Raw genomic sequence first — 26,307 nt, forward strand, 5'->3', positions numbered from 1 at the left:
GGGCAATCAGCCCCTTATCGGCGCGAAATAGTCCGGAAACTCATCCCGCAGGGTAGAGATTCGCCGGATCGTCGCGCCGAGGTGTCCGCGCATCGCGGCCGCCGCCAGTTCCGGATCGCCCGACGCGATGCCCTCGACCACGGCCATATGCCCGTGCACGATCTCCGACATCTTGCCCTCGCGCGGCAGTTCCAGCCGCTGGCATCGACTCAGGTGGCCAAGGCGCCGCGCCAGCATCGCGTTCAGCGGCAGCATCCCGACCGCATCGAACAGGGTGGCGTGAAAGGCGCGATCGAACTGGTTGAACAGGTCCATCTCGGACGGATCGCCGACCAGCGCCTCCTGCATCCGCACGAAACTGCGCGCGCGTTTCAGCACGTCCATCGGCGGGTTGGCGGCCAGCCGGCGCACCACCTCGGATTCCAGTGCGATTCGCAGGAAATGCGTCTCTCGCAGCAGGTCCTCGCGGATCGGCATCACTACGGTCTTCGACTGCGGATAGATCCGGATCAGCCCGTCTTCCTCCAGACGCTGGAGCGCCTCGCGCACCGGCGTCTGGCTGACGCCATAGTCTTTCGCCAGGTCATTGCGGCTCAGCGTTGCATCGGGCGGCAGGTCGAAATCCACGATTCGCCTGCGCAGGTCCTCGTAGATCCGGTCGACGGCCGAACCTGCACCTTCACCGCGCAGGGCGGACAGGTTCAGGGCGTTTTCGGCAGACAGGTTCATTCAGCTTCCAAGTGATCCGGGCAGCGCCGTGCACGGGGACGGCAATGATAGCGCAATCTAGACAGCATTCGCGGTTGATTCAACTAGTCAGCTAATATATCAGTTGCCGCGTCAGTCGCCGCGGGACGGGAGGACCGGGGGGAACGGCACTGAAACCCTAGGGAGGTAACTCATGAAGATCAGAACACTGGGCACTGCCCTGACACTGGCCGCGGCGATGGGAGTCGCGGGCCTCGCGGCAGATGCCGCCGACCGCACATTGAAGATCCAGACATCGTCCAATGCCAGCCATGCGTCGCTGGCCTACCTGAACGAAGTCTGGGTGCCGATGCTCGAAACCATGACCGGCGGTGAACTGACTGTGGAGCTTCTGCCGGTCGACGCCGTGGTGCCGCGCCGCGAGACCGCCGAAGCGATCGCGGTGGGTATCCTCGACGGAGACCTGACGTCGATCAACTATTTCGCCGGTATCGACCCGGCATTCGCGCTGATGGGCGACCTGATCGCGGGCTACGACTCGGCCGACCAGATACAGGCGTTCTGCGCTCAGGGCGGCGGCAAGGAGATACTGCAAAAGCTCTTCGATACCCACTTCCCCGGCGTGCATGTCGTCGGTTGCGGCGCCTATGCCCGTGAAGCCTTCGTTTCCAAGGTTCCCGTTCGCGGTGTCGAGGACCTGGCGGGCCTGAAGATCCGCTCGCCCGAGGGCCTGGCCGCCGACGTGTTCAAGCGTGCCGGCGCCGCGCCCGTGTCGATGTCCGGCTCGGAAACCTACGGCGCACTGGAGAAGGGCGTGATCGACGCCGCCGACAACTCGGCCTATGCAAACAACGATGCCAACGGAATGCACAAGATCGCCAAGTTCCCGATCTTCCCCGGCATTCACTCCACCCCGATCCTGCAGTTCACCGTGTCCGACCAGGTCTGGGAGGAGATCGGCGAAAAGAATCAGGCCGTGCTCGAGACCTGGTACCTCGCCGCCTATAACGGCCTGCGGCAGTACTTCGACCGCCTCGACCGCCAGCTGGTCGCACGCGACAAGGCAGCCGGCGAACTGGAAGTGATCGACTGGCCGCAGGAAGAGCGCGACAAGCTCCGGGCAATTGCGCAGGAAGCATGGAGCGACTTCGCGGCGCAATCCGACCTCGCCAAGGAAGTCTATGACGCGCACGTCAACTTCATGAAGGAAGCCGGGCTGCTGTAAGCCCGCCCGTCCCGCGCCCTCGGGGGCGCGGGACACCGGCCCTGGCCGCAAGAATAGCCGGGAACAAGACCCGGAACCGACGGGAAACCACCTGAGTAGTGACAGTTATGCCGGCCGCTCGGGGCAGCAGCGCCGGTAGGGGGAGAAGGTCCGCGATGAGCCGCGAATACGAGGAACATCTTGCCGACGCACCGCTTGAAGTCGCGGGCGACGATCCGATTCACGACCATGACGACAGCGTCCCCACGCGGGACCAGTACACGCCCGTCGATCACTTCAGCCATGTCCTCGGCATCGCGATCTCGGTCTTCTACATGTTCGCGGCTCTGGCAACTCTCTACGAGGTGTTCTCGCGCTACCTGCTGAACGCGCCGACCTACTGGGCTTTCGAGACCGTGATGATGCTCTGCGCGGCGGCATGGATGCTGTCCTCCGGCTACATCACCCTGAAACAAAGGCATATCGGCATCACCGTCTTTCACGTGATGGCCTCTGCCAATACCCGCTGGTGGCTCGACCTTTTCGCGATGATCGTCGGTATTTTCGCGCTCTACATGCTGCTCTCCGACGCCGCGATCCGCGCCTATATCAGCGTCGCGCGGGTGGAAAAATCCGGCTCCGCCTTCAACTCGCCGCTGCCGATGATGCTGAAATCGCTGATGGTCGCGGGTGCGTTCCTGTACCTGACCCAGCTGATGGTGAACCTGCACCGGCATTTCACCTCGACCGCGATGCGCTGGGTGGTGCGGGCGCTGGCGGTCTATTTCGTCATCTACTTCGTCTCCGCCTTCCTCGCCGAGGCCTTTGGCGTCTCTCTGGCAGAGACTGTGTCCGGCTTTTTCACCGCAATCGGCGCCGCGCTGGACCCGTCGCAGGCCCTGAACATGCGCGCGATGGATCTCGGCACGGTCTCCCTGATCATGGTCGCCCTTCTCATCGCGCTGATGATGACGGGCATGCCTCTGGGCATCGTGACGCTGTTCGTGTCGGTCATTATGGCGGTGGGATTCTTCGGCCCGCGCGGCCTGTTCCTCGTGTCGTCGAACGCGGTCGGCCTGCTGGAGCACTACACCCTGGTCGCCGTCCCGTTCTTCGTGCTGATGGCCTCGATCCTCGAACGTGCCGGCATCGCCGAGGACCTGTTCGACGCAATGTCGATCTTCGCCGGCAACCTGCGCGGCGGCGTCGCGGTGCAGACCACCGTCGTCGCCGTCATCCTCGCCGCCATGTCCGGCGTGATGGGCGGAGAGATCGTGATGCTCGGGCTCGTCGCGCTGCCGCAGATGTTCCGCCTTGGCTACGACCGCAAGCTGACCATCGGCCTGATCTGCGCCTCGGGCGCTCTCGCCACTCTGATTCCACCCTCGATCATCATGATCGTCTACGGCCTGTCCGCCGAGGTCGGCATCGGCGACCTGTTCATGGCCGGCGCGACGCCCGGCATCATGTTGGCCGTGTTCTACGCCGGCTATGTGCTGCTGCGCGTCAACCTGAACCACGATCTGGCGCCCACTGCGGCCGAAGTCGCGGAAAAGTCCGGCAAGGACCAGAAACTGTCGAAAGACCGGATGACGGCCGTCATACTCTGCATCCTGCTGATCGCCGCAGTGATGGGTTCGATCTACGGCGGCGTCGCCTCGGTGACAGAGGCCGCGGCCGTCGGCTGCATCGGCAGCCTGTTCGTCGCCGCCGTTCGCCACCAGTTCAAGTGGGAGGTGATCTCGGCCGCCCTCATCGGTTCGATGACCACGGTCGGCACGATTATCTGGCTGGTGCTGGGCGCGATCAGCTTCATCGGCATCTTCAACCTCGTCGGCGGCGGCGATTTCATGCGCTCGCTGTTCCTCGATCTCGGTCTGCCCGCCATGGGCACGATCCTGGTGATGATGCTGATCCTGATGGTCCTCGGCACCTTCATGGAATGGATCGCAATCGTCTTCATAACCGTGCCGGTCTTCGCCCCCGTGGTGATGACCCTTGCCCCGGAGCTTGGGCTGACCGAAGATCAGGCCAAGATCTGGTTCGGCATCCTGTTCGTGATGAACATCCAGATCTACTTCCTGTCGCCGCCCTTCGGCCCCGCCTGTTTCTGGCTGAAATCGGTCGCCCCCAAGGACGTGACACTGCAAGAGATCTTCCTGGCCGTCCTGCCGTTCATCGGACTGCAGGTCACCGGCCTGATCCTGGTGATGATCTTCCCACAGATCGCGCTATGGCTGCCGGAACTGCTGAATTGAGGAGAATGAGATGATCGGAAGAGACAGCCGCGACGATATCGACGGGTATGGCCCATGGCCCTGGATCGGTGGCGTGATTTTCGCCTGTGTGCTGATCTACACCCTGCATCATTTCTCTACGCCGATTTCCTGAGGATTAGGGAATGAAAGACGACAAACCGGCCAAACGCTACGAAGACCTCCGCTCCGCGCGCTTCTTCGCGGCCCAGGATTTCCGCAGCTTCGGCCACCGGTCCCGCGCGATGCAGATGGGTCTCGGCCACGAGGACTGGGACGGCAAGCCGGTCATCGGCATCATCAACACCTGGTCCGAGGCACAGCCCTGCCACATGCATTTCAAGGACCGCGTGGAATGGGTGAAACGCGGCATCCTGCAGGCAGGCGGCATGCCGATGGAACTGCCCGCGCATTCGCTGTCGGAACAGTTCCTCAAACCCACCTCGATGCTCTACCGCAACATGGCCGCGATGGAGGTGGAAGAGATCCTGCGCGCCCATCCGGTCGACGGCGCTGTGCTGATGGGCGGCTGCGACAAGTCCACCCCGGCGCTTGTGATGGCGGCTCTAAGTTGGGGATTCCCCTTCATCTACCTGCCTGCCGGCCCGATGCTGCGCGGCAACTACGCGGGCAAGGTCCTCGGCTCCGGCTCCGACGCCTTCAAGTACTGGGACGAGCTGCGCGCCGGCACCATCACGCAGGAGGAATGGAAGGGCATCGAGGGCGGCATCGCCCGGTCCGACGGCCACTGCATGACGATGGGCACCGCCTCGACCATGACCGCCATCGCCGAGGGCTTCGGCCTCTGCCTGCCCGGCGCTTCCTCGATCCCTGCCAATGACGTCAACCACAAGCGCATGTCCGCCGCATGCGGCCGCCGCGCGGTGGAAATGGTCTGGGAAGATCTGACGCCGGACAAGATCATGACCCGTGCCGCCGCCGAGAACGCGACGACCGTCGCCATGGCCACCGGTTGTTCCACCAACGCCGTGATCCACCTGATCGCGATGGCCCGCCGCGCCGGGGTCGACTGGGGGCTCGAGGATTTCGACCGTCTCAGCCGCTCCGTCCCGGTCATCGCCAACGTCCGCCCCTCCGGCAAGGAATACCTGATGGAGGATTTCTTCTACGCCGGCGGTCTCCGCGCGCTGATGAACGAACTGGGCGACAGGCTCGACCTCTCCGCGATCACCGTCACCGGCAAGACGATGGGCGAGGGGCTGGAGGGCGCGCAGAACTACAACCCCAACGTCATCCGCCCCCTGTCGAACCCGGTCTACAAGGAAGGCTCGCTTGCCCTGCTCAAGGGCAACCTCGCCCCCGACGGCGCAGTGATCAAGCCCGCCGCCTGCGATCCGAAATTCCACGTCCATTCCGGCCCGGCCATCGTCGCCGACAGCTATCCCGAGCTGAAGAAGATCATCGACGACCCGGACTACCCGATGACGCCCGACCACGTGCTGATCCTGCGCAACGCAGGGCCGCAGGGCGGGCCGGGCATGCCGGAATGGGGCATGATCCCGATGCCCAAGGCCCTGCTGAAGCATGGCCACCGCGACATGGTGCGCCTCAGCGATGCGCGCATGTCCGGCACCAGCTTCGGCGCCTGCATCCTGCACTGCGCGCCAGAGGCATATATAGGCGGCCCGCTGGCGCTGGTGCAGAACGGCGACATCATCGAACTCGATGTGCCCAACAGGACACTGAATCTCAAGGTTAGTGACGAAATCCTCGCTGAGCGCCGGGCCGCATGGACGCCTCCGCCGCCCCGCTACGAACGCGGCTACGGCTGGATGTTCACAAAGCATATCGAGCAGGCCGACAAGGGCTGCGACTTCGACTTCCTCAAGACTGAATTCGGCGCACCCGTGCCGGAACCGGAGATCTACTGATGGCCCTCGACCTTTCCACCCGGCGCATCGCCGCGCGCCTGCCCTTCGGCGGCAACCCCAAGGGCAAGGCCACGCAGGACGCGCTGACCGGCATGACGCTCAGCCATATTGTCCTGCCGCTGGAAAACCCGCTGTCTGACGCCAAGGTCCTGACCGGCCGTCAGTCGCCTCTGTCCGCGGTCGACATCATCGCCTGCGAGGCGGTCTCCGAGAACGGCCATCGCGGCATGGGCTTTGCCTACACGCTGCGCGCCGGCGGTGCCGGCATGTTCGCGCTCGCATGCGAGATCGCGAACCGCATCATCGGCCACGATCCCAACGATATCGGCCGGCTGTGGGAGCTTCTGCGCTGGCAGACTAACAGCCTCGGGCAGGGCGGCATGTCCTATCAGACCATCGGCGCCTTCGACACGGCGCTGTGGGACATGAAGGCGAAAAAGGCCGGTCTGCCGCTGGCCAAGCTTCTCGGCGCGCATCGCGATACCCTGCGCATCTACAACAGCCAGGGTCAGTACCTGCAGGCGTCCATCGACGAGATGAAGGCCGCGGCCGACCGATCCATCGCGCTGGGCATCGGTGGCATCAAGATGAAGGTCGGCCAGCCCGACGGGCAGGAAGACCTGAAGCGCATCGACGCGATGCGCGCCCACCTGCCGGACCAGATCGCCTTCATGGTCGACGCCAACCAGCAATGGGATCGCGCCTATGCGCTGCAGTTCGGCAAGATCGTCGATCACATGGGGCTGGAGTTCATAGAGGAACCGCTCGACGCCCTCGATTTCGAGGGCCACGCGGATCTCGCCCGCAACCTCGCGACGCCGATCGCCACCGGCGAAATGCTGACATCGCCGACCGAGGCGATTCAACTCGTCCAGAAAGCGGCCTGCGACGTCAGTCAGGTCGACGCGCTGCGGATCGGCGGCATCACGCCCTTCCTCAAGGCGATGACGATGGCAGAGGCGCATCGCGTGCAGATTGCGCCGCACTGGCTGATGGAACTGCACGTCCACCTCGCCGCCGCTTTCCCCGAGGAACCGTGGATCGAGCACTTCCACTGGCTGGAACCGCTGTTCGACGAACGTCTCGAAATCGCCGATGGCCGGGTCGCGGTACCGGACCGCCCGGGCATTGGCCTGACCCTGTCCAGCAAGGCCCGCGACTGGACGGTCTCGACACAGGACATCGGGCAACGGGGGCGGGAATGACCGAAGTACTGTCTGAAGACCAGATCGCGTTCTACCGGGACCAGGGCTACCTGATCCTCGAAAACCGCGTGCCCGACGATGTCATGGCCTCGATCCGGGCAGAGATTGCGCGGTTCCAGGAACAGGCGCGCGGCATGACCGCCTCGGACGACAGGATCGACCTCGAGGACAGCCACACCCCCGACGATCCGCGTATCCGGCGGGTGAAACTGCCGCACACGCAATCCAAAGTCATCGACGACCTCCTGCATTCGGACCACATCCTCGCCCCTGTGCGCGACCTGATCGGCCCGAACCTGCGGCTGCAGACCACCAAGCTGAACATGAAATCGGCGGGCTACGGCGCGGCGGTGGAATGGCACCAGGACTGGGCCTTCTACCCCTACACCAACGACGACGTGCTGGCCGTCGGCCTGATCATTGACGACATGGGACCGGAAAACGGCCCGCTCATGGTGTTTCCCGGCACCCACCGCGCGGGCGTCTACAGCCACCATCACAACGGCTGCTTCGTCGGCGCCATGGATCTGGAAGCCTGCGGGCTGGACATGAAGGACGCGGTGCCGCTGATGGGGCCTGCCGGTTCCATCTCGATCCACCACGCCCGCATCGTCCACGGCTCCGCGCTCAACCGCTCCACCCAGGACCGCCGCATCATCTTCTACGAGATGATGGCGTCCGATGCCTTCCCCATCGTCGGCGGGCGCGGCAAGTGGGAAGGGCTGGAAGAGTTCGACAGCCGCATCCTCTGCGGCGAACCGACACTTGAACCCCGCCTCGTCGCCAACCCGATGCGCGCCGCCTACCCGGACGCGCCGACGCAGGGCTCGATCTACGAAGTTCAGAAGGCAATGGGCAAACGCTCTTTCGAGGTGCTGTCATGACCGACCTGCAAACCGCCCTTACCGGCATATCCGGCATCCTGGTGACGCCGTTCGACGATACGGGTGCCCTCGCGCCCGACCGTCAGGCGCCGATCGTGAACCGGGCCATCGCCGCCGGCGTTCACATCCTGACCGCCAACGGCAATACCGGCGAATTCTACGGGCTGACCACGGACGAAGCCGTCACGATGGTCCAGTCCGCCGCACAGCATATCGCGGGCCGCATCCCGCTTGTCGCCGGTGTCGGCCGCGCCATCCCCGATGCCTGCCGCCTTGCGAAAGCGTCGGCAGAGGCGGGCGCGACGGCCCTGATGATCCACCAGCCGCCCGACCCCTTCGTTGCGCCGCGCGGCCTGGTCGATTACCTGAAATCCGTCTCTGATGCTGCGCAAAACCTTCCCCTGATCCTCTACCTTCGCAACGACACCATCGGCACCGATGCCATCGCCGCGATGTGCTCGGTGCCCAATGTCATCGGCGTCAAATGGGCCACGCCCAACCCGATGAAGCTCAAGGCCGCGATGGCCGCCTCGCCCGATCACATCGTCTGGGTCGGCGGTCTGGCAGAGGTCTGGGCGCCCACCTTCTATGCCGTCGGCGCGCGCGGCTTCACCTCCGGCCTGATCAACGTCTGGCCCGAACGCTCCGTCGCGATCTCGCAGGCGCTGGAAGCGGGCGACTACCAGAAAGCCCGCGACCTCATCGACAGCATGCAGGTCTTCGAGGACATCCGCGCCGAGGAGCAGGGCGGCGCCAACGTCCCCGGCGTAAAAGCCGCACTGCAGCTGATGGGAGAGGATTGCGGCGCCGCCCGGCCCCCCGCCGCCTGGCCCCTCAGCGACAACCAGATGACCCGCCTCAAAGCCTTCATGACCGAAAACGGCCTGCTGGCCCGCGCCGCAAGCTGAGGAAAGCAAAAAAATGGATGTGAAACCCGAAACCATCGACCGCCTGAAAACGGTCAGCGTCGCAACGCTCGCCACCGCGCTGTTCAAGCGCGGCCTCCGGCGCCAGGTGATCCAGGACGTGCGCCCGGTGAAGCCCAAGGGCGCCAACATGGTCGGTCCCGCCTTCACCCTGCGCTACATCCCGGCGCGCGAGGACCGCAACACCCTGGCCGAGTTCCGCAACCCGAAACACCCGCAACGGCACGCGGTAGAAACGTGCCCGCCAGGCTGCGTCATGGTGATGGACAGCCGCAAGGACGCAACCGCCGCCTCCGCCGGCGATATCCTGATAACCCGCCTGATGATGCGCGGCGGCGCCGGCGTGGTGACCGACGGCGGCTTCCGCGACGCGATGCGTATCGGCGAACTCGACATGCCCGCCTATCACAACCGCCCCTCCAGCCCGACCAACCTGACGATAAACGAGGCGCTGGACATCAACGTCCCCATCGGATGCGGCGACGTGGCGGTGTTTCCCGGCGACATCGTGGTCGGCGACGATGACAGTGTCATCGTCATCCCCGCGCATCTCGCCGACGAAGTCGCCGAAGAGGCCGTCGAGATGACCGCCTACGAGGATTTCGTGGTCGAGCAGGTCAGGGCCGGCGAAACCATCATCGGTCTCTATCCTGCCACGAAAGAGGAAAACCTCGACAAGTTCGCCGAGTGGCGCAAGGCCAACGGGCGCTAGCGCATGACCGACACCCTCCTCCGCTCTCCGGTGATCCGGCTCGACCCCGCCGACAACGTCGTTGTCGCGCGGGTGGAGATTCCGGCCGGCACCGAGATCCCGGAGGAGGGCGTGACGACCAGCGCCGACATCCCGCTCGGCCACAAGATCGCGACGCGGCCGATCCGCAGGGGCGACCCGGTGCTGAAATACGCCACCGTCATCGGCTTTGCCGGCGCCGACATCGCGCCCGGCACCTACATGCACGCCCACAACGTCCTGATGGACGAGGTGCAGAAGGATTACCGCTTCGGGCTGGATTATGTGCCCGCGCAGGTTCTGCCGCCGGACCAGCGCGCCAGCTTCCAGGGCTACGCCCGCGCCGATGGCCGCGTCGCCACCCGCAATACCATCGGCATCTTCATCACGGTGAACTGCGCCGCCACCGTGGCGCGCAAGATCAGTCACTATTTCGATGAGGAACGCCTCGCCGACTACCCGAACGTGGATGGAGTCGTCGCCTTCATTCACGAACAGGGCTGTGGAATGGAGCAGACGGGCGAGCCCATCGACCTGCTGCGCCGCACCCTCTCGGGCTACATCCGCCACCCCAACACCGCCGGCGCGCTGATCGTCGGCCTGGGATGTGAACGCAACAACCTGCAGCGCTTTTTCGAGGCGGAAGGCCTCGCCACCGGCACCATGCTCCGCTCGATCACCATGCAGGAGGTCGGCGGAACCGCCGCCGCCATCGCCGAGGGCAAGCAGGCCGTGCGCGAGATGCTGGAACAGGCGAACCAGGCCACCCGCACCCCCTGCTCCGCAGAGCATATCACCATCGGCCTGCAATGCGGCGGGTCGGACGGGTTCTCCGGCCTCTCCGCCAACCCCGCCCTCGGCCGCGCCGTGGATCTGCTGGTGCAGAACGGCGGCACCGCGATCCTCTCCGAAACGCCCGAGCTTTACGGCATCGAGCACACGCTGACCGCACGCGCCCGCGACGAAACCGTCGGCCGCCAGTTCCTCGACCGCATCGACTGGTGGCTCGGCTACACCGACGGCCGCGACGTGCAGATGCAGGGTGTCGTCGGCCCCGGCAACCAGACCGGCGGGCTCGCGAACATCATCGAAAAGTCCCTCGGAGGCTCTAAAAAGGGCGGTTCCACCGGTATCGAGGCCGTCTACCGCTATGCCGAACCTGTCACCCGGCACGGCCTCGTCATCATGGACACGCCCGGCTACGATCCCGTCGCCGCTACGGGCCAGATCGCAGGTGGCGCCAACCTGATCTGTTTCACGACCGGGCGCGGGTCCTGTTTCGGCTCATATCCGGCTCCCACAATCAAGCTGGCCAGCAACACGCCGATGTACAATCGCATGACCGGCGACATGGATATCAACTGCGGCCCGGTAATCGACGGAACGAAAACGCTGGATGAGATGGGACAGGAAATCTTCGAGAAGATCCTCGCCGTCGCATCCGGCGAGAAATCGAAAAGCGAAGCACTGGGCGTGGGCGAAGAGGAATTCGCCCCCTGGCCCATCGGTGTGACCGGATAGGGAGGCGGGATGCACCTGAACGAAACAGAAATGGCCGGCCTCTGGCTCGGGCGCGTGTGGCGGCCCGGCATCGGCCCCTGTGTGGTCACGCTGCGGGACGGTGCGCTGGTCGACATCACCTCGAAAGACGCGCCCACCGCGCGTGATGTTCTGGAACTCGACGATCCCGCCGACCATGTCCGCAACGCGACCGGCGAAACGCTCGGCCCGCTCGCCGATTTCCCCGGCGCCGCCGAAGCCGCCGATGCCACGCATCTCCTCGCCCCCTGTGACCTTCAGGCGGTCAAGGCGTGCGGAGTCACCTTCGCCCAGTCCATGGTCGAACGGGTGATCGAGGAGCAGGCGGCAGGCGATCCCGACAAGGCCCAGACCATCCGCACCCGTGTGTCAGAGATCATCGGCGACAGCCTCGACCAGATCGAGGCAGGCAGCCCCAAGGCCGCGAAGGTCAAGGAAGAGCTGATCGCGCTGGGCATGTGGTCGCAGTATCTCGAGGTCGGCATCGGCCCGGATGCCGAGGTCTTCTCCAAGGCACAGCCGCTCTCCGCCATGGGCACCGGTGCCGATGTGGGGCTGCATCCGGTCTCTAAATGGAACAATCCCGAGCCAGAGGTCGTCCTCGCCGTCAATTCGCAGGGCAAGATCCACGGCGCCACCCTCGGCAACGACGTCAACTTGCGTGATGTCGAAGGGCGCTCGGCACTGCTGCTGTCCAAGGCCAAGGACAATAACGCCTCTTGCGCCATCGGCCCGATGATCCGCCTGTTCGACGACAGCTATTCGCTCTACGACGTGCGCCGCGCGCAGCTGGAACTGACCGTCGAGGGCGAAGACGGCTTCACCCTGAGCGGCCGCTCCGACATGTCGAAGATCAGCCGCGATCCCACTGACCTCGTGAAACAGACCATCGGGCGCCACCACCAGTACCCCGACGGCTTCATGCTGTTCCTCGGCACGCTCTTCGCGCCGACCGAAGACCGCGACGCCAGGGGACAAGGCTTCACCCACCACATCGGCGACCGTGTGACCATCGCGTCCGAGGGTCTGGGTCGCCTGCAGAACACTGTCCGGCTTTCCACGGAATGCCCGGAATGGACCTTCGGGCTGGCCGCGCTGATGCGCAACCTGGCTGGCCGCAACCTGATCTAGGGAGACTGACAGATGACCTTGACCGGAAAACACCTGATCGCCGGCGACTGGGTGATGGGCGACACGATGTTCAGCAGCGCACCGGCCGAAGGCCCGGCGCACGAGTTCTCGGTCGGCACACCGGCCCATGTCGAGGCTGCGTGTTCCGCCGCCGAGGAAGCGTTCTGGGAATACGGCTACTCCACCCGCGAAGCGCGGGCGAAGTTCCTGAATGCCATCGCCGACGAGATCGAGGCGCGCGGCGATGCGATCACCGAGATCGGCACGCAGGAAACCGGCCTGCCCGCGGCGCGGCTGCAGGGTGAACGTGGCCGTACCACCGGCCAGCTCCGCCTGTTTGCCGATCACATTCTCAAGGGCGACTACCTCGACCGCCGCCATGACGAGGCATTGCCCGACCGGCAGCCCCTGCCGCGCCCGGACCTCAAGATGGTGCAGCGCCCGATCGGCCCCGTCGCCGTCTTCGGCGCCTCCAACTTCCCCCTCGCCTTCTCCACCGCCGGCGGCGACACCGCCGCCGCGCTCGCCGCCGGCTGCCCCGTCATCGTCAAGGGCCACTCCGCCCACCCCGGCACCGGCGAAATCGTCGCCCAGGCCATCGACGCCGCCATCAAGTCCTGCGGCCTGCATCCCGGCGTCTTCTCCCTGATTCAGGGCGGCAAGCGCGATGTCGGCACCGCTCTGGTACAGCACCCGCTGATCAAGGCGGTCGGCTTCACCGGCTCCCTCGGCGGCGGCCGCGCTCTGTTCGACCTCTGCGCCCAGCGCCCCGAACCGATCCCGTTCTTCGGCGAGCTTGGCTCGGTAAACCCGATGTTCATCCTGCCAGAGGCAGTCAAGGCGCGCGGCCAGGCCATCGGCGAGGGCTGGGCCGGTTCCCTGACCATGGGCGCGGGCCAGTTCTGCACCAATCCCGGCATCGCCGTCGTGCAGGAAGGCCCCGAGGGCGACGCCTTCGTCCAGGCCGCCGCCGAGGCGCTCAAGGGCATCGCCACCCAGTGCATGCTGACCGACGGCATCGCCGACGCCTACCGCACCGGCAAATCCCGCTTCGACGACCGCAACGCGGTGGAACCCGTGCTCGTCACCGACAGCGACGGCCGCTACGCCAACCCGAACCTCTACCAGACCCGCGCCGACGCCTACCTGCAGGACCACGCGCTGGGCGAAGAGGTGTTCGGCCCCCTCGGCCTCGTCGTCCGCGTCGATGGCACCGACGAGATGGAAACCCTCGCCCGCGGTTTCGAAGGCCAGCTGACCGCCACGATCCACATGGACAATGGCGACACCGATACCGCCAAGCGCCTGATGCCGATCCTCGAACGCAAGGCCGGGCGCCTGCTTGTCAACGGATTCCCCACCGGCGTCGAGGTCTGCGACGCGATGGTCCATGGCGGCCCCTACCCCGCCTCGACCAACTTCGGCGCCACCTCGGTCGGCACCCTTTCGATCCGCCGCTTCCTGCGTCCCGTCTGTTACCAGAACATGCCCGACGCGATCCTGCCCGGCGATCTGCAGTGAACTCTCCCCGGCCCGTGGCAGCCCTGCCGCGGGTCGTTTTCAATCTCTAATAAAGGCAATCCCTCAATGATCGCACCCACAGAGCTTCGCGATATCATCCGATCCGGGCTGCTCTCCTTCCCTGTCACGCCCTTCGACGCGCAGGACAACTTCAACGCCTCCGCCTTCAGCGCGCATCTGGAATGGCTGGCGGATTACCCCGTCGCCGGGCTGATCGTCGCCGGCGGCACGGGCGAGATGTTCTCGCTCACCCCCGGTGAAATTGTCGACGTGGTGAATACCGCCAAGGCCGCTCAGCCCAACGCCCCGATCCTCGCGGGCTGCGGCTACGGCACCAGACTCGCCTGCGAACTCGCGCAGGGGATCGAGGCGGCCGGCGGCGACGGCATCCTGCTCCTGCCGCACTACCTGATCGGCGCCCCGCAGGATGGGATAGAGACGCATATCCGTACCGTCTGCCGCTCCACGAAGATGGGCGTCATCGTCTACAACCGCGGCCAGTCCGTCTGCTCCGCCGACACGCTCGCGCGGCTGACCGACGACTGCCCGAACTTGATCGGCTTCAAGGACGGCACCGGCGACATCGACACGGTCAAACGCATCACGGTCGGCCTCGGCGAACGCCTCGCCTATATCGGCGGCATGCCGACGCACGAGCTGTTCGCCCAGGCCTATCGCGGCGCCGGCGTCGATACCTACAGCTCCGCCGTCTTCAACTTCGTCCCCGCCACCGCGCTGGAATTCCACGCGGCCTTCACCGCGGGCGACGATGCAAAGTGCAACCAGATGCTGCGCGACTTCTACTATCCCTTCGCCAAGATCCGTGACCGCAAGACCGGCTATGCTGTCTCGGCGATCAAGGCCGGCGTGAAACTCCGCGGTTTCGACACCGGCCCGGTCCGCCCGCCGCTCACCTCGCTGACCGAGGAAGAATTCGCGCTGATGGAAAAGCTGATCGCCGACCGCAAATAGCGGCACGCAACGAATATGCCCGCCGGAGTTACTCCGGCGGGCGAGGGCTTCGGGCGGGGTACACGGTTGGAAAGGACGAGTACCCGAAGCCTTTTCATCTGGCCTCAGAACCCGGCCTGAAAGATCAGGCACGCTTCGCCGCCATTCTGGTTCACGTGCCCCGTGGCGCCATTGCCGAACTGGAACAGGCCGCAGGCATTGTTGTTGCCGTTCTGCGTGATCGTCCCATCATGGTTCTTGCCGTCCTGGTGGATGATGCCTTTGTTGTTCTTGCCACCCTGGGCGATGCCCGCCGCATTGTTGATACCGTTCTGGGTAATGTGCCCGTTGGTATCGATGTCCTTCACCAGGCTGTAGATCGCCAGCCCGGCGCGGATCGCGTTGGCCTCGTCCTGATTCTTGGCGTTGAAGCCGAATGTGATGGTGCCGCCGGCCATCGCAGGCACGGCAAAGGCGGTGGTCAGGGCCAGCGTCAGGGCGGTCAGAGTGCGTTTCATGATCAAATTCCTTTCAAGTAGAAGCGATTTATCGGGACGATGAGGTAAAGGTCAGAGCTCGGTCTGCGGCATGCAGCTATAGGTCTTGCCGTCGACGGTCAGGATCAGCTCGGCATCGACGCTGTCCGGCAGCCCGCCGAACGTCGCCTGTCCAAGGGTCGCCGTCTCGCCGGCCGCGATGTCCAGCAGGCCCGACTGGCGGATCTTGGTGCTACCGCCGCCAAGCTTGGTCAGGACCAGCTCGAAACTGCCGCGCAGCGGCTCGTCTGCCTGTACCTTGCCGGTATAGGTATAGCCCATGCCGGACTTGGTGACGGAAATCTCGCATTTCATCGGTGCGTCGGCTCCGTTCTCTGCCGCGCTTCCGGCGGCCAGGCCGAAGCCGGTCAAAGCAGCCGCGGGCAGGACGAACTTGCCGAAAATGCTGTAAAGGGTCATGGCAGTGTCTCCTTTCTTGCCGCCGTGAAGCGGTGGTTGGGGTCATGTGCCGGGCGGCCGCGCCACCCGGCACCGGGGGTTGGGATCAGTACTGGATGACGACGGCGGTGTTGCCCTTGCCCTTGGTGCTGATCGAGGCGCTGTTGCCGTCGCCGACCTGGATCACGCCGGTGACGTTGTGCTTGCCGTACTGCTCGACATTGGCGGTGTTGCCGTTGCCGATCTGCGCGACGCCCAGGGTGTTCTTCTTGCCGCCCTGATGCGTGGTGGAGCGGTTCCAGCCGCCGCTCTGGCCGACGACGGTGGTATTCTTGGCGCCGTCCTGCGTGGCGACGATGCCGTTGTTCCAGCCATGCTGCTCAACCTCGACATGGTTGACCCAGCCATTCTGGCCGACGCCGGTGGAGTTGCCCCAGCCGGTCATGTTGATGTTTGCGGAATTCCAGCCGCCGGCGAAGGAGGGCGCAGCGGCCATCAGGGCGGAAGCGGTAAGAAGCGAAAAAGCGGCTTTCTTGAAGGTGAAGGTCATTTGAAAGGTCTCCGTGTGGGTTGGTCGTCGTGTGTCAGGTTTCAGGTTCGTGTCCGGCGTGGCCCGTGGCGCTGTGCCGATGACCTCAAACTGGCTCCACCTGCCGACGTCAGGCAATTTCAGCGCCGGGTTATGCGATGACCCGGGCGCTGTTATCCGATGACACGACGGAAAGCCGGTGCCAGAAATGCCTGTAAAACAAGGGGATGTACGCAGATCCGGTCAGACGCCGCAGCGCCTGCGCCGATCAGTCCGCGGACGGGAAGTTTTTTCAGGAAAGGCTTGGACGGTCAGCGCGACAGGGGCAAATCAGCCCTCGGCGTCATCCGATAGCAGCCCCAGATGCGCCTCTCCGCGCTCACGCGCGAGTCGGATCTGCCGTTCCCGCTCGCGAAACCGCGCCCGATCCGAATCGGAATACTCCCCGATGCACCGGTGACAGGACACGCCCGCCTCATAACCCGGCTTCGCCAGATCCGCCTCGGTCAGCGGCCGCCGGCAGGCGTGGCACAGCACGTGCCCGCCCTCGCGCAGCCCGTGCTCCAGGCTCACCCGCTTGTCGAAGACGAAACAGGCGCCGTGCCACAGGCTCTCCGCCTCCGGCACGTCTTCAAGGTATTTCAGGATCCCGCCCTTCAGGTGATAGACCTCGTCCACCCCCTGCTCCACCAGCCAGCTCGTCGCCTTCTCGCAGCGGATGCCGCCGGTACAGAACATCGCGATCCGCTTGTTGTGAAACCGGTCCCTGTTCGCTTCCCACCATGCAGGGAACTCGCCAAAGCTCTTGGTCTCCGGATCGACCGCACCGTCGAATGTGCCGATCTCCACCTCGTAATCGTTACGCGTGTCGATCACCGCCACGTCGGGCGCAGAGATCAGCGCGTTCCACTCGCCGGGCTCCACGTACCGCCCGACAGAGGCGTTCGGATCCACATCCGGTTGCCCCATCGTGACGATCTCGCGTTTCAGCCGCACCTTCATCCGGCCAAACGGCATCTCGTCGGCGGTGCTTTCTTTCCATTCGAGGTCCGCGCATCCCGGCAGCCCCCGGATATGCGCCAGCACCGCGTCGATCCCCGCCCGCGTCCCGGCGATCGTCCCGTTGATCCCCTCGCGCGCCAGCAACAGCGTCCCGCGCACCCCGTTCGCGCAGGCAACCTTCGCCAGCCCCGGCTTGATCGCGGCGGGGTCGGGAAAGCTGGTGAACTTGTAGAGAGCGGCAACTGTGAACATGGCCCGGCGGGATAGACCCGGAATCGGCAACCCGCAAGCCTGAGACAGTGTACCGCCTTGCCTCCGCCGCCCCGAACCGCAGAATTGACCGAGGGAAGAAGGGATACGCGCGTGAAACTCCTGATCCTCGGCGGCTACGGCGTCTTCGGCGGGCGCCTGGCCTACCTGATCCGCGACATGCCGGTCACCGCGCTGATCGCCGGCCGGTCAGAGGCAAAGGCCCGCGCCTTCTGCAAACAGGTCGGCGGCACCGCGACGTTCCAGCCGCTGGCCCTCGACCGCGACGCAATCGCCGATGCCCTCGCCAGCCACCAGCCTGACATCGTCATCGACGCCTCCGGCCCGTTCCAGCAATACACCGGCGACCGCTACGCCGTGATCCGCGCCTGCATCGCGGCCCGCGTGAACTATCTCGATTTCGCCGATGCCGCCGATTTCGTCTTCGGCGTCCCGCAATTCGACGCGCAGGCCCGCGCCGTCAATGTCTTCGTCCTCTCCGGCGTCAGCAGCTTCCCGGTCCTCACAGCCGCCGTCCTGCGCGAGATCGCCCAGCGCATGGAAATCGAGGACGTCACCGGCGGCATCGCCCCCTCGCCATATGCCGGGATCGGCCTGAACGTGATGCGCGCCGTCATCGGCTACGCGGGCGCCCCTGTCCAACTCCTCCGCGACGGCGCCGAAACCACCGCCCCCGGCCTCGCCGAGACCCGGTATTACACCGTCGCCCCGCCCGGCAGGCTCCCGCTCCGCCACCTGCGATTCTCTCTGGTCGACGTGCCCGACCTTCGCGTGATCCCGCCCGAGTATCCCACGATGCGCTCTATCTGGATGGGCGCCGGTCCTGTCCCCGACATCCTGCACCGCGCGCTCAACCTTCTCGCCCGCCTCCGCGCCCGCGGCTGGCTGCCCTCCCTCATCCCCGCGGCCCCCTCCTTCTACCGCGTCCTGAACCTGATGAAGTTCGGCGAGCATCGCGGCGGCATGTTTGTCGAGGCGAAGGGCCACGCAGACGGTCACCCCGTCACCATCTCCTGGCACCTCCTCGCCGAGGACGACGACGGCCCGATGATCCCCTCCATGGCGATAGAGGCGCTGCTGCGCAAAGCCGTCGCCGGCACCCTGCCCGCCCCCGGCGCCCGTGCCGCGACCCAGGCGCTGGACCTCGCCGACTACGAATCCCTTTTTGCCACCCGCACCATCACCACCGGTTTCCGCGACAGCCGAGACGAAACCGCCGCCGTCTACCCCGCGCTGCTCGGCAGTGCCTACAAAGACCTGCCACCGAAAATTCAGTCCCTGCACAAGGGAAAAACCATCCGCACATGGCAGGGCGAGGCAGAGGTCACACCCGGCGATAACGCCCTCGCCCGCGGCACGGCCCGCCTCTTCGGCTTCCCCACGCGCCCCGGCACCGTCCCCGTCAACGTGACCTTCACGCCGGACGGCAAGGGCGAACTCTGGCGGCGCGACTTCGACGGACAGATCCTGAAAAGCCACCAGTCCCCCGGCACCGGCAGGAACCACCGCCTGCTCCTCGAACGTTTCGGCCCCTTCGCCGTCGCGCTCGCGCTGGTGTTCGACGACGGCAAGCTCCGCCTCGTCCCCCGCCGCTGGACCTTCCTCGGCCTGCCGCTGCCCAGGGCCATCCTCCCCGGCGGCGACAGCCACGAAACGGAACAGGACGGCCGCTTCCGCTTCCACGTCGATATCCGCGCGCCGCTGCTCGGCCGCATCGTGCGATACCGCGGCTGGCTGCAGCCCGGCGCAGGCTGATCCCCCGGCAAGCCCCTGACGAAGCGCCCAAATAGCGGGCAGGAATGTCACAGAACTGACGCAAACGGCACCCGCGCCGACGCTTTCCTTGCGTCATCCCGTCGCAGTCGAACTAGCCTATAAGTTGAAACAAAAACGAGGACAGGGGGCTGTCATGGACTTCTTCAATTCCATCTTCAACGTCATCAACGACCTGACATGGGGCTTCGCGCTCGTGCCGTTTCTGGTCGTTCTCGGTGTCTTCTTCACCATCGCATCCGGCTTCGTCCAGTTCCGGTTCTTCCGCCGCATGTTCAACGTGCTCGGCAAGAGCGACGAAACCGACGACCCCACCAAGATTTCCGCGCGCGAGGCGCTGCTGGTCTCGGTCGGCGGCCGTGTCGGCGGCGGCAACATCGCCGGCGTCGCGGTGGCGATCACCGCCGGCGGCCCCGGTGCCGTGTTCTGGATGTGGGCCATCGCCCTCGTCGGCATGTGTTCCGCGCTGGTCGAGGCTACCCTCGCTCAGGTCTACAAGCGTACCGAAGCCAACGGCGACTATCGCGGCGGCCCCGCCCGCGCGATCATCCACGGCCTCGGCGAAAACTACCGCTGGCTCGCGATCGTCTACGCGATCTGCCTGATCGCCTCCTTCTCCATCGGCTTCAACGCCTTCCAGGGCAACACCGTCGCCGGCGCCGCGAAAGACAGCCTCGGCATCCCGCGCATCTACACCGGCATCTTCCTCGCCATCGCCACCGGCCTCATCGTTTACGGCGGGATCCACCGGATCGCCAAGGCCGCCGACATCATCATCCCGATCATGGCCATCGGCTATCTCGGCATGGCGCTGCTGATCATCGTGCTGAACCTCACTTCGCTGCCCGGCGTGATCTGGGACATCGTCGCCAACGCCTTCGGCATTCGCGAAGCGGTCGCCGGCGGCATGGGCGCGGCCATCGCCAACGGCCTGCGACGCGGCCTGTTCTCGAACGAGGCCGGCCTCGGCTCCGCCCCCAACGTCGCCGCGACGGCCTATGTGCGGCACCCGGTCAGCCAGGGCATCACGCAAAGCTTCTCGGTCTTCATCGACACGATCATCATTTGCTCCTGTACCGCTTTCGTCATCCTTCTCGGCGACGTGTACGTTCCCGGGGCAGAGGGCATCGACGGCGTCGCGCTGACCCAGCAAAGCATGGTCTCCCATGTCGGCGACTGGGCGCAGTACTTCCTGACAGCCGCGATCTTCCTCTTCAGTTTCTCGTCGATCATGTACAACTACTACCTCGGTGAGAACGCGCTGACCTTCATGACGAACCAGTCCATCGCCCTGCACATCCTGCGCATCGCGATCATGGGCATCGTCCTTCTGGGTGCCACAGCACCGGGCGCAACGGCGGTCTTCTCCTTCTCCGACCCGATGATGGGCATCCTTGCGCTGGTGAACCTGCTCGCCATCGCGATGATGTTCCCCATCGCCGTCCGCCTGATCCGCGACTTCCGGGATCAGGTGAACGCGGGCGTCAAGAAACCGGTCTTCGACCCGGCCAAGTTCCCGGATCTCGACACCGACCCGACAGCCTGGCCTGACGCGCCGAAGGCGTAGGACCTTTAAGGCACAAACGATCCACACCCTCGCCAGACTGTGCGAGGGTGTGGACTCTCCCAGCCATCGCCTGCACTGACACAAGGGGCGACAGCCACTAATCTGCCTGCGGCAGTCGAAAAGGCAGGCACATGACGATCACGAAACAGGACGAACTCGACGGGCTGAAGGAAATCGGCCGCATCGTCGCCAATACCATGCATGCCATGGCGCAGGCGATGGAGCCCGGCATGACCACGCGGGAACTCGACGGGATCGGACGCGACTTGCTGGACCGCGAAGGCGCCACCCCCGCACCGGAATCCACCTACGGGTTTCCGGGCGCCACCTGCATCAGCGTGAACGAGGAAATTGCCCACGGTATCCCCGGCGACCGCGCGGTCGCGCAGGGCGATCTCGTCAACATCGACGTCTCCGCATCAAAGAACGGCTATTTCGCCGATACCGGGGCGACCTTTCGCGTCGGCACGGTGCGTCCCCCGCTCGATCGTCTCTGCCGCGACGGGAAACGCGCGATGCAGATCGGAATCGGGCAGGTCGCCAGCAACCGTCCGCTGGCCGGCATCGGCAACGCCGTCGGGCGCTTTGCATCGGACCGCGGCTACACGCTGATCCGGAATCTTGCCAGCCACGGAGTCGGCCGGTCTCTGCACGAATATCCCGGCGAAATCGCCACCTGGCCCACGCGCAGCGACAGGCGGCGCATCAACAAGGGCCTCGTTCTGACGGTCGAGCCCTTCCTGTCCACCGGCGGCCTCTGGGCCAATGCCGGGAATGACGGCTGGACGCTCTATAGCGAACCCTGCGCTCCCGTCGTGCAGTACGAGCACACCGTTGTCGCATCGGATCGCGGGGCAATCGTGGTGACTTTGCCGGGCTGACACTTCGCCACCTTTGAAACCGTCCCGCGCGTGGCTACATCTACCCCGAACGCGCCGACCCGAGGCCCGAAATGCCAATGACCCGCAGGAAATCCATCGCCCTCATCGGGGGCGGTATTGTTCTGGCCGCGACAGCCGCCGCCGGTGTCCGCGTGATGCGCAAACCACAGACTGCAACCGATCCGTGGGAAACCGCCGGTACCGGCGATGATCCGCGCCTCACCGCCCTCTCCTACGCCATCCTCGCGCCCAGCGCCCACAACCTGCAGCCGTGGCTGGCAAAGCTCGAGGATGACGGCAGCCTGACCATCCTGCAGAACCAAGACCTGCGTCTGCCACAGGTCGATCCCCTCGGCCGGCAGCATTTCATCGGCATGGGCTGTTTCATTGAACTCCTGTCCATGGCCTTCGCCGAACAGGGACTAAACAGTGAGATTCAGCTTTTCCCAGACGCCGAAACCAGCCCCGACAACCCCGTCGCGACGGTTACCCTGACCGACGGCGCCACTGCCGATCCGCTCTTCGCCCATGTCCTCGACCGCCGCACCAACCGCGCAGCCTACGACATGGCGCTGGAGGTACCGCCAGACGCCATCCTCGGCATCGAAGGCAGCGCCGAAGGTGCGCAAACTGTGCACGAGCCGGAATTGCTCGATCTTCTGCGCGAACTGACCCTCGAAGCCATGCTGACAGAGGCCAACACCGAGGCCCCGGCGCTGGAGACCATCGAGAACATGCGCATCGGCGCCCGCCAGATCGACGCTTCGCCCGACGGTATTGCCCTGCGCGGCCCGGCCATCGAAGCAATGGCCGCCAGCGGACTGCTCAGCCAGGAAAGCCTGTCGAAACTCTCCGGCACAGCCCACGAGGCCTCGCTCAAAACCTACCGTGACGCATTCCCCGCGACTCCAGCCTATCTCTGGTTCGCGACCGGGCAGAACGAGCGCGCCGACCAGATCGCCGCCGGCCGCGCCTGGGTCCGCATGCACCTCGCCGCTACCGCCTATGGCCTCTCGGTCCAGCCGGTCAGCCAGAGCCTGGAGGAGTACGAGGAAATGACACCCTACCGCGAACGCGTCCATGAACTGCTCGCGCCCGGCGGTGCCCGCATACAGATGCTCGGCCGCCTCGGCTTCGGCCCCGAAACGCCACCCTCGCCGCGCTGGCCGGTCGAGGCAAAGCTGATCTAGCCAGCCACCGGCAACAGCCCCACCGTCCGCGCCTTCGGATCGGCCAGCCTTTCGGCATCGTACCCGGCGCTCCGCACCAGCTTCATCCCCAGATCGGTATGCAGCTCGACAAAGGTGACACTGTCCTCCTGTCCCATCCGCTCTGCGATCAGGGACAGAAACGCCAGCGTCAGGGTCGCATTGAACTTCTCCGGCACCCCCGCCCGCTCGGTCAGCGCCCGCAGCCCCGACGAATACCGCCACGCCGCCTCGAAGAACTCCCACCGGCACAGCGCCGCATGCGCCACCGCCACATGCTCCCTGTGCCCGAACCCTTCCGCCGCCAGCGTCCCCGCCAGCAATTCGTCCAGCATCGCACCCGGATCGCGCATCACCCTTCCTCCAGCCCGTGGCTGTCCTCCGCCGTCAGCTCCAGCCCGTAGACCTCCTTCAGCACGGCGATCTTCGCCCGCGTCTCCTCGGAAAACGGTGCCTTTCCCTCGAAGGCATGCAGCGCCATGCCCTCGACCAGCTCGCTCATCGGCATGTCGAGGTACTCCGCCAATCCCTTCAGCACCTTCACCAGCCGCTTCTCCAGCCGCAGGCCCGTCTGCATTCGTTCGACTCGTTTCATGGCCTCTGTCTAACAGAGCGTTGTCATGACAACAAGACAACTGAAACGCACGCAATTGACCCTCCCCCCGCCACTGCTAAAGCGTTCCGGGAAACATCAGGCGCATGCCGCATCGCCAATGCCCCGAGAGCGCGAAGCGCGGCAGGGCATTGGCGATTCCACTTCTTCCCGAAACGCCTTAGGGTGCGTCGGACCACAGCGGAGACCCCAATGACCGAAGCCCTCCTCGTCATCGACATTCAGAACGATTTCTGCCCCGGCGGCGCGCTGGCCGTGGCGGCGGGCGACCAGATCGTCCCCGGAATCAACGCGCTGATGAAGGAGTTCGAAGCCGTCATCCTGACGCAGGACTGGCACCCCGCCGGGCATTCCTCCTTCGCCTCGTCCTATGCCGGCGCCGATCCGATGTCGGTGATCGACATGTATTACGGCCCGCAGGTCCTGTGGCCCGATCACTGCGTCCAAGGCAGCCACGGCGCGGCCTTCCACAAGGACCTCGACACGACCCGCGCCAACATGATCATCCGCAAGGGCTATAACCCCGCGATCGACAGCTATTCCGCCTTTTTCGAGAATGATCGCACCACGCCGACCGGTCTCGAAGGGTACCTCCGCACCCGCGGCATCCAGAAGCTGACGCTCGCCGGTCTCGCCACCGATTTTTGTGTGAACTACTCGTCGGTGGACGCCGCCCGGCTCGGCTTCGACGTCACCGTCCGCGAGGACCTGTGCCGCGCCATCGACTTCCAGGGCTCGCTCGAGGATGCCCGCGAAACGATGCTCGCCGCTGGCGTCACCCTGGGCTGACGCTCAGCTCCGCCGCATCCGGTTCCACCGCACGCCGGCTGTTCCGGTATTCCGCCGGCGACATGCCGATGGTCCGCCGGAACGCCTTGGAAAACGACGCCGCGCTGTCGTACCCGAACCGGTCCGCGACCACGGCCAGCCCGTCGCGTCCCTCGGCCAGCACCTTCGCCGCCAGCGCCATGCGCCACTGCTGCAGATAGGCCATCGGCGCCTCGCCGGTCGCCTCGCGGAACCGCCGCAGGAACGTCGCCCGCGACAGGCATGCGATGTCGGCCAGCGCGTCCACAGTCCATCCGCGTCCCGGGTCCGTGTGGATCGCCGACAGAGCAGCCGCGATCCCCGGCTCTTTCATCGCCCGGAACCAGCCCGGCGCGGCCGGGCCCGACAGCTCGAACCAGCGCCGGATCACATAGATCAGGACAGTGTCTAACAGGCGCGATTTGGCGATTTCCGTGCCATCCCCGCCCTGTTTCGCCTCTTCCGAAAACAGCTCCAGCGCCGCCGACAGCCGCGAGTCCCCGGCCACCTGCGCGCCGGTCAGATGAATCAGCTCCGGCAGGGCCGCGAACAGCCGCGTCTGCCGCGGCATGTCCACCTCGAACTTGGCGCAAAGCATCGTCACCTGCGGCAGCTTGTCCGCCTGCGCCGATGCGGCGCGCAGCTTCATGACCTCCAGCACGTCGTCCATCTCGCGCAGCTCGCGCCGGGGCGCATCGGAAATCCCATGCGCCGCGCCACTGGTCGCCAGGATCACGTCGCCCTCACCCAGGCGCAGCGGCGGGCCGGCCGCGTCCTGATGATACCAGCAGCTTCCCTTGCGGCTGGAATGCAGCACCATCGCCATCGACGGGCTGACCCGCACGCCCCAGTCGCCATACATCGTGGGATGACCCATCAGCGTCTGGCCGACGCGCCCGATGCGCAGAAGTTCCGTCAATACATCCATGTCACCCATCATGCCCCCGCCCTCCGGACTGGTCCAGCACCGTGATCCGATCGGACATGTATTTGCTCCATCCGCGCATTCAGCGGATCAGGCCCCAGAGCTTAGCTGTGGCCCATCACGGCGAATGAAAGGACATCCCCATGATCATTCTCTACGGCCACGGCACCCCGAACGTGTTGAAAATCGCCATCGCGCTGGAAGAGCTGGAGCTGCCCTACCGGGCCGAAACCGTCAACTTCCTCGAAGGTGGAACCCAGACGCCCGACTTCCTGTCGATCAGCCCCGCCGGCAAGATCCCGGCGATCCGCGACGGCGACCTCACGGTCTGTGAATCGAACGTCATCCTGACCTACCTCGCCGACAAGACCGGCAAACTTGCCCCCACCGATCCCGCAGACCGCCTGCGCATGCAGGAACGGCTCTTCATCCAGGGGTCTCTGCAGGGCCCGATGTTCGGCCAGCGCGCCTTCTACACGCGGTTCTCCCCCGACACGGTGCCGCTCGCCATCGACCGGTACGAGGAACAGGGAAAGCTGATCGACATGACGGCGGAACGCCTGCTGGGCGACCGCGACTACATGCTGGGCGACGACTTCTCCATCGTCGATATCTCCTGGTTCGGCTGGTACTACGCCGCCTGGCGCATGGGATATATCGAGCACGCGCCGAATACCGTCGCCGCCTGGTACGACCGCATCGCCGCCCGTCCGGGGGTGCAGCGCGGCCTCTCGGTCTACCCGACTGCGCCGCTGCCAGCGGACAAGCGCGCTGCTTAACCTGACAAGTCAATGCTGGTTCCCCGGACTGGACAGTCGGGGAACCAGTTGCGATACGTTGCGGCAAGGACC

The 26,307-nt window shown here is 65.4% G+C and carries 26 protein-coding genes; 18 read left to right on the forward strand and 8 right to left on the reverse strand.

Going from position 1 to position 26,307, the window contains the following annotated elements; translation table 11 throughout:
* Positions 1 to 6: 6 nt before the first annotated feature.
* Complete coding sequence (locus tag HCO70_RS15280; protein ID WP_172297698.1) at positions 7 to 729, reverse strand: GntR family transcriptional regulator; 723 nt, start codon at positions 727 to 729, stop codon at positions 7 to 9.
* A gap of 172 nt (positions 730 to 901) precedes the next feature.
* On the opposite strand from HCO70_RS15280, the gene dctP reads away from it, so the two are divergent.
* From dctP to kdgD, 12 genes are all read left to right on the forward strand, one after another.
* Complete coding sequence (dctP, locus tag HCO70_RS15285) at positions 902 to 1,933, forward strand: TRAP transporter substrate-binding protein DctP (protein ID WP_172297700.1); 1,032 nt, start codon at positions 902 to 904, stop codon at positions 1,931 to 1,933.
* Positions 1,934 to 2,088: 155 nt separating this feature from the next.
* Positions 2,089 to 4,170 carry a TRAP transporter large permease subunit gene (locus HCO70_RS15290; protein WP_172297702.1) on the forward strand — a complete coding sequence of 694 codons (2,082 nt, stop codon included), beginning with the start codon at positions 2,089 to 2,091 and terminating at the stop codon, positions 4,168 to 4,170.
* A gap of 10 nt (positions 4,171 to 4,180) precedes the next feature.
* Positions 4,181 to 4,303: a dihydroxy-acid dehydratase gene (locus tag HCO70_RS15295; protein WP_172297704.1), complete on the forward strand. Its 123-nt coding sequence runs from the start codon at positions 4,181 to 4,183 to the stop codon at positions 4,301 to 4,303.
* A gap of 10 nt (positions 4,304 to 4,313) precedes the next feature.
* On the forward strand, positions 4,314 to 6,059 hold the full coding sequence (araD, locus tag HCO70_RS15300) for an L-arabinonate dehydratase (protein ID WP_172297706.1): 1,746 nt from the start codon (positions 4,314 to 4,316) through the stop codon (positions 6,057 to 6,059).
* A complete protein-coding gene (locus HCO70_RS15305; RefSeq protein WP_172297708.1) occupies positions 6,059 to 7,264 on the forward strand; it encodes a mandelate racemase/muconate lactonizing enzyme family protein in 1,206 nt (401 codons plus the stop codon). Before araD ends, HCO70_RS15305 begins: the two co-directional genes overlap by 1 nt.
* A complete protein-coding gene (locus HCO70_RS15310) occupies positions 7,261 to 8,148 on the forward strand; it encodes a phytanoyl-CoA dioxygenase family protein (protein ID WP_172297710.1) in 888 nt (295 codons plus the stop codon). The genes HCO70_RS15305 and HCO70_RS15310 overlap by 4 nt, the downstream gene beginning before the upstream one ends.
* Positions 8,145 to 9,056, forward strand: coding sequence for a dihydrodipicolinate synthase family protein (locus tag HCO70_RS15315; RefSeq protein WP_172297712.1), 912 nt, complete (start codon positions 8,145 to 8,147; stop codon positions 9,054 to 9,056). The genes HCO70_RS15310 and HCO70_RS15315 overlap by 4 nt, the downstream gene beginning before the upstream one ends.
* Positions 9,057 to 9,069: 13 nt before the next feature.
* The gene (locus tag HCO70_RS15320; RefSeq protein WP_216665461.1) at positions 9,070 to 9,786 is read left to right on the forward strand and encodes a ribonuclease activity regulator RraA; all 717 of its coding nucleotides are present in this window, start codon (positions 9,070 to 9,072) and stop codon (positions 9,784 to 9,786) included.
* A gap of 3 nt (positions 9,787 to 9,789) precedes the next feature.
* Positions 9,790 to 11,325, forward strand: a complete 1,536-nt coding sequence (locus HCO70_RS15325) for a UxaA family hydrolase (protein ID WP_172297714.1) — start codon at positions 9,790 to 9,792, stop codon at positions 11,323 to 11,325.
* 9 nt (positions 11,326 to 11,334) lie between these two features.
* Complete coding sequence (locus HCO70_RS15330; protein WP_172297716.1) at positions 11,335 to 12,474, forward strand: fumarylacetoacetate hydrolase family protein; 1,140 nt, start codon at positions 11,335 to 11,337, stop codon at positions 12,472 to 12,474.
* A gap of 12 nt (positions 12,475 to 12,486) precedes the next feature.
* Positions 12,487 to 13,995, forward strand: coding sequence for an aldehyde dehydrogenase (NADP(+)) (locus HCO70_RS15335; protein WP_172297718.1), 1,509 nt, complete (start codon positions 12,487 to 12,489; stop codon positions 13,993 to 13,995).
* Positions 13,996 to 14,061: 66 nt separating this feature from the next.
* On the forward strand, positions 14,062 to 14,967 hold the full coding sequence (gene kdgD, locus HCO70_RS15340; protein ID WP_172297720.1) for a 5-dehydro-4-deoxyglucarate dehydratase: 906 nt from the start codon (positions 14,062 to 14,064) through the stop codon (positions 14,965 to 14,967).
* A 104-nt stretch (positions 14,968 to 15,071) separates the two neighbouring features.
* Here kdgD and HCO70_RS15345 read toward each other — a convergent pair whose 3' ends face one another.
* From HCO70_RS15345 to HCO70_RS15360, 4 genes are all read right to left on the reverse strand, one after another.
* On the reverse strand, positions 15,072 to 15,464 hold the full coding sequence (locus HCO70_RS15345) for a curlin (RefSeq protein ID WP_172297722.1): 393 nt from the start codon (positions 15,462 to 15,464) through the stop codon (positions 15,072 to 15,074).
* Positions 15,465 to 15,515: 51 nt separating this feature from the next.
* Positions 15,516 to 15,902, reverse strand: a complete 387-nt coding sequence (gene csgH / locus HCO70_RS15350; RefSeq protein ID WP_172297724.1) for a curli-like amyloid fiber formation chaperone CsgH — start codon at positions 15,900 to 15,902, stop codon at positions 15,516 to 15,518.
* Positions 15,903 to 15,987: 85 nt separating this feature from the next.
* Positions 15,988 to 16,431, reverse strand: a complete 444-nt coding sequence (locus tag HCO70_RS15355) for a hypothetical protein (RefSeq protein ID WP_172297726.1) — start codon at positions 16,429 to 16,431, stop codon at positions 15,988 to 15,990.
* Between the two features lie 309 nt (positions 16,432 to 16,740).
* Entirely contained in the window at positions 16,741 to 17,664 is a 924-nt protein-coding gene (locus HCO70_RS15360; RefSeq protein ID WP_172297728.1) for a rhodanese-related sulfurtransferase, read from the reverse strand.
* A gap of 111 nt (positions 17,665 to 17,775) precedes the next feature.
* Between HCO70_RS15360 and HCO70_RS15365 the strand changes: the two genes are divergently transcribed.
* The 4 genes from HCO70_RS15365 (at position 17,776) to HCO70_RS15380 (ending at position 23,093) form a co-directional block, all read left to right on the forward strand.
* A complete protein-coding gene (locus tag HCO70_RS15365) occupies positions 17,776 to 19,437 on the forward strand; it encodes an SDR family oxidoreductase (protein WP_172297730.1) in 1,662 nt (553 codons plus the stop codon).
* A gap of 154 nt (positions 19,438 to 19,591) precedes the next feature.
* The gene (locus HCO70_RS15370; protein WP_172297732.1) at positions 19,592 to 21,022 is read left to right on the forward strand and encodes a sodium:alanine symporter family protein; all 1,431 of its coding nucleotides are present in this window, start codon (positions 19,592 to 19,594) and stop codon (positions 21,020 to 21,022) included.
* Between the two features lie 131 nt (positions 21,023 to 21,153).
* Entirely contained in the window at positions 21,154 to 21,903 is a 750-nt protein-coding gene (gene map / locus HCO70_RS15375) for a type I methionyl aminopeptidase (protein ID WP_172297734.1), read from the forward strand.
* Positions 21,904 to 21,980: 77 nt separating this feature from the next.
* Complete coding sequence (locus HCO70_RS15380) at positions 21,981 to 23,093, forward strand: twin-arginine translocation pathway signal protein (RefSeq protein ID WP_172297736.1); 1,113 nt, start codon at positions 21,981 to 21,983, stop codon at positions 23,091 to 23,093.
* Here HCO70_RS15380 and HCO70_RS15385 read toward each other — a convergent pair.
* On the reverse strand, positions 23,090 to 23,464 hold the full coding sequence (locus HCO70_RS15385; protein WP_172297738.1) for a hypothetical protein: 375 nt from the start codon (positions 23,462 to 23,464) through the stop codon (positions 23,090 to 23,092). The two genes, HCO70_RS15380 and HCO70_RS15385, sit on opposite strands and share 4 nt — an antisense overlap.
* The gene (locus tag HCO70_RS15390; protein ID WP_172297740.1) at positions 23,464 to 23,706 is read right to left on the reverse strand and encodes a hypothetical protein; all 243 of its coding nucleotides are present in this window, start codon (positions 23,704 to 23,706) and stop codon (positions 23,464 to 23,466) included. The genes HCO70_RS15385 and HCO70_RS15390 overlap by 1 nt, the downstream gene beginning before the upstream one ends.
* Positions 23,707 to 23,916: 210 nt before the next feature.
* Here HCO70_RS15390 and pncA point away from each other — a divergent pair, with 210 nt between their 5' ends.
* On the forward strand, positions 23,917 to 24,513 hold the full coding sequence (gene pncA, locus HCO70_RS15395) for a bifunctional nicotinamidase/pyrazinamidase (RefSeq protein WP_172297742.1): 597 nt from the start codon (positions 23,917 to 23,919) through the stop codon (positions 24,511 to 24,513).
* Here pncA and HCO70_RS15400 read toward each other — a convergent pair.
* A complete protein-coding gene (locus HCO70_RS15400; protein ID WP_172297744.1) occupies positions 24,500 to 25,471 on the reverse strand; it encodes an AraC family transcriptional regulator in 972 nt (323 codons plus the stop codon). The two genes, pncA and HCO70_RS15400, sit on opposite strands and share 14 nt — an antisense overlap.
* A gap of 128 nt (positions 25,472 to 25,599) precedes the next feature.
* On the opposite strand from HCO70_RS15400, the gene HCO70_RS15405 reads away from it, so the two are divergent.
* Positions 25,600 to 26,235 (forward strand): glutathione S-transferase family protein, encoded by a 636-nt coding sequence (locus HCO70_RS15405; RefSeq protein ID WP_172297746.1) that lies wholly within the window; start codon positions 25,600 to 25,602, stop codon positions 26,233 to 26,235.
* Positions 26,236 to 26,307: the final 72 nt, after the last annotated feature.

Source organism: Pseudoruegeria sp. HB172150, assembly GCF_013184805.1.
Classification (GTDB): Bacteria; Pseudomonadota; Alphaproteobacteria; order Rhodobacterales; family Rhodobacteraceae; genus Psychromarinibacter.

Coding starts and splice junctions, on each gene's coding strand:
- HCO70_RS15405 (WP_172297746.1), top strand. CDS start 25,600: ATGATCATTCTCTACGGCCACGGCACCCCGAACGTGTTGAAAATCGCC.
- HCO70_RS15330 (WP_172297716.1), top strand. CDS start 11,335: ATGCACCTGAACGAAACAGAAATGGCCGGCCTCTGGCTCGGGCGCGTG.
- pncA (WP_172297742.1), top strand. CDS start 23,917: ATGACCGAAGCCCTCCTCGTCATCGACATTCAGAACGATTTCTGCCCC.
- HCO70_RS15400 (WP_172297744.1), bottom strand. CDS start 25,471: ATGATGGGTGACATGGATGTATTGACGGAACTTCTGCGCATCGGGCGC.
- HCO70_RS15360 (WP_172297728.1), bottom strand. CDS start 17,664: ATGTTCACAGTTGCCGCTCTCTACAAGTTCACCAGCTTTCCCGACCCC.
- HCO70_RS15325 (WP_172297714.1), top strand. CDS start 9,790: ATGACCGACACCCTCCTCCGCTCTCCGGTGATCCGGCTCGACCCCGCC.
- HCO70_RS15320 (WP_216665461.1), top strand. CDS start 9,070: ATGGATGTGAAACCCGAAACCATCGACCGCCTGAAAACGGTCAGCGTC.
- araD (WP_172297706.1), top strand. CDS start 4,314: ATGAAAGACGACAAACCGGCCAAACGCTACGAAGACCTCCGCTCCGCG.
- HCO70_RS15385 (WP_172297738.1), bottom strand. CDS start 23,464: ATGCGCGATCCGGGTGCGATGCTGGACGAATTGCTGGCGGGGACGCTG.
- HCO70_RS15335 (WP_172297718.1), top strand. CDS start 12,487: ATGACCTTGACCGGAAAACACCTGATCGCCGGCGACTGGGTGATGGGC.
- HCO70_RS15345 (WP_172297722.1), bottom strand. CDS start 15,464: ATGAAACGCACTCTGACCGCCCTGACGCTGGCCCTGACCACCGCCTTT.
- HCO70_RS15315 (WP_172297712.1), top strand. CDS start 8,145: ATGACCGACCTGCAAACCGCCCTTACCGGCATATCCGGCATCCTGGTG.
- HCO70_RS15390 (WP_172297740.1), bottom strand. CDS start 23,706: ATGAAACGAGTCGAACGAATGCAGACGGGCCTGCGGCTGGAGAAGCGG.
- map (WP_172297734.1), top strand. CDS start 21,154: ATGACGATCACGAAACAGGACGAACTCGACGGGCTGAAGGAAATCGGC.
- HCO70_RS15355 (WP_172297726.1), bottom strand. CDS start 16,431: ATGACCTTCACCTTCAAGAAAGCCGCTTTTTCGCTTCTTACCGCTTCC.
- dctP (WP_172297700.1), top strand. CDS start 902: ATGAAGATCAGAACACTGGGCACTGCCCTGACACTGGCCGCGGCGATG.
- csgH (WP_172297724.1), bottom strand. CDS start 15,902: ATGACCCTTTACAGCATTTTCGGCAAGTTCGTCCTGCCCGCGGCTGCT.
- HCO70_RS15280 (WP_172297698.1), bottom strand. CDS start 729: ATGAACCTGTCTGCCGAAAACGCCCTGAACCTGTCCGCCCTGCGCGGT.
- HCO70_RS15370 (WP_172297732.1), top strand. CDS start 19,592: ATGGACTTCTTCAATTCCATCTTCAACGTCATCAACGACCTGACATGG.
- HCO70_RS15380 (WP_172297736.1), top strand. CDS start 21,981: ATGACCCGCAGGAAATCCATCGCCCTCATCGGGGGCGGTATTGTTCTG.
- HCO70_RS15310 (WP_172297710.1), top strand. CDS start 7,261: ATGACCGAAGTACTGTCTGAAGACCAGATCGCGTTCTACCGGGACCAG.
- kdgD (WP_172297720.1), top strand. CDS start 14,062: ATGATCGCACCCACAGAGCTTCGCGATATCATCCGATCCGGGCTGCTC.
- HCO70_RS15305 (WP_172297708.1), top strand. CDS start 6,059: ATGGCCCTCGACCTTTCCACCCGGCGCATCGCCGCGCGCCTGCCCTTC.
- HCO70_RS15295 (WP_172297704.1), top strand. CDS start 4,181: ATGATCGGAAGAGACAGCCGCGACGATATCGACGGGTATGGCCCATGG.
- HCO70_RS15290 (WP_172297702.1), top strand. CDS start 2,089: ATGAGCCGCGAATACGAGGAACATCTTGCCGACGCACCGCTTGAAGTC.